The following is a 2,112-nucleotide window of genomic DNA, read 5'->3' on the forward strand; positions in this document are numbered from 1 at the left end:
CGCACCGGCCGGGGCCGACGCCTCCACCGTCGTCTGGTTCCCGGGCCGCACCGCGCGCCGGCGCCGCGCCACCCGCTGGGGTGTGGCGGCCGCGGTGCTCGCGGTGCTGGGCGCCCTGGGCTGGGTCGTGTTCTTCTCGCCCGTGCTCGCGGTGGACCGCGTCGAGGTCACCGGCACCCGCCATGTCTCCGCCACCGCCGTCCAGGAGCGCCTGGAGCCCGTGTACGGCGTGCCGCTGTCCCGCGTCGGGGCCGGCCGTGTGGGCGAGCTGGTCGGCGGTCTGCCCGGGGTGGCCGAGGTCCAGACCGTGCCCCGCCTGCCCACCGGTCTGGAGGTCGTGGTCCGGGAGCACGAGGCGCGGGCCCGGCGGGACGGCGACGACGGCGTGCAGCTGCTGCTCGCGGACGGCACCGTCCTGACGGGAGTGCCGGAGGAGCGGCTCGAGGGGGAGGACCTCCCCGCGTTCTCGGAGGAGCTGGCGCACCGGGCGCAGGAGGAGCGCGCCGAGGTGGCCGAGGTGCTGGCCGCGCTGCCGGAGTCCGTGGCCGATCGTGTCGAGACCGCGGACTCTCGGGGCCCGGGCCAGGTCCGTCTGGCGCTCGAGGGCGGGGTGACCCTGGTCTGGGGCGACGCGCAGGACGCCGGTCTCAAGGGGTCCGTGGCCGAGGCGTTCCTGGCGGACGAGCGGCACGGATCCGCGGCGGGCGGCGTCGCCGAGATCGACGTCTCCGTGCCCACGCGGCCGATCACGCGCTGAACCGGGGCCACAGGAGTCTCCAGTAGAACGTGAAGGTGAAGGTCGGGGCGCGGGACCTCGTGCGAGTCGGGGGGTCCTCACCGCGGCTGCTGGTCCTTCGAGTCTCACGTGAAAGTTGATGTTGAGGCCGTCTTTTCCGCGTGGACACGCCGTTTTCTTTTGCACGTGACGCGGGCCTCCCAGTACGGTGGACCCGAACGCGCGCGAGGCTCGCTTCACGCTGTGCTTGAAGGTGTCCACCCCGGGTGGCCGCCGATCACCGGGGCGATGTGCCTCGCGCTGACCTCTCGAGATCTCGAACAAAGGGAACCAACACCGTGGCTGCACCCCAGAACTACCTGGCCGTCATCAAGGTCGTCGGCATCGGCGGCGGCGGCGTGAACGCCGTGAACCGCATGATCGAGGTGGGGCTCCGCGGCGTGGAGTTCATCGCCATCAACACGGACGCCCAGGCGCTGCTGATGTCGGACGCGGACGTGAAGCTGGACGTGGGCCGCGAGCTCACCCGTGGACTCGGCGCGGGCGCGAACCCCGAGGTCGGCCGCCAGGCCGCCGAGGACCACGCGGAGGAGATCGAGGAGGTCCTGCGGGGCGCGGACATGGTGTTCGTGACCGCGGGCGAGGGCGGCGGCACCGGCACCGGCGGAGCGCCCGTCGTGGCCCGCATCGCGCGCTCGCTCGGCGCCCTGACCATCGGCGTCGTGACCCGTCCGTTCACGTTCGAGGGCCGCCGTCGCGCCGGCTCCGCCGAGGCGGGCATCGACGCCCTGCGGGACGAGGTCGACACCCTCATCGTGATCCCGAACGACCGCCTGCTGTCCATCTCGGACCGCAACGTCTCGGTCATGGACGCCTTCCGTCAGGCGGACCAGGTGCTCCTCTCCGGCGTCCAGGGCATCACCGACCTGATCACCACCCCGGGCCTGATCAACCTCGACTTCGCGGACGTGAAGTCCGTGATGCAGGGCGCGGGCTCCGCGCTCATGGGCATCGGCCACGCGCAGGGCGAGGACCGCGCCGTCAAGGCGGCCGAGCTGGCGATCGCCTCGCCGCTGCTCGAGGCCTCCATCGACGGCGCGTACGGCGTGCTGCTCTCCATCCAGGGCGGCTCCGACCTCGGCCTCTTCGAGATCAACGAGGCCGCGCGACTGGTCCAGGAGGTCGCCCACCCGGAGGCCAACATCATCTTCGGCGCGGTCATCGACGACGCCCTCGGCGACGAGGTGCGCGTGACCGTGATCGCCGCGGGCTTCGACAAGGTGGACGTCACCTCCGCCCCGGCCGCCCCGCAGGCCGCGCAGCAGCAGCAGGCGGCCCCGCAGCGGGCCGCGGCCTCCCAGATGTGGGAGCCGTCC

2 protein-coding genes are annotated in these 2,112 nt (G+C 73.1%); both read left to right on the forward strand.

Annotation, left to right across the window (positions count from 1 at the left end; genetic code table 11):
- Window positions 1-757, forward strand: a 757-nt coding sequence (locus SJ20_RS07545; RefSeq protein ID WP_052833443.1) for a cell division protein FtsQ/DivIB, incomplete at its 5' end; no start/stop codon positions are given.
- Window positions 758-1,074: 317 nt separating this feature from the next.
- On the forward strand, window positions 1,075-2,112 hold a 1,038-nt coding region (gene ftsZ, locus SJ20_RS07550; RefSeq protein ID WP_044659506.1), incomplete at its 3' end, for a cell division protein FtsZ.

It is taken from the genome of Micrococcus sp. MS-ASIII-49 (genome assembly GCF_000946635.1).
Lineage (GTDB): Bacteria > Actinomycetota > Actinomycetes > Actinomycetales > Micrococcaceae > Micrococcus > Micrococcus luteus.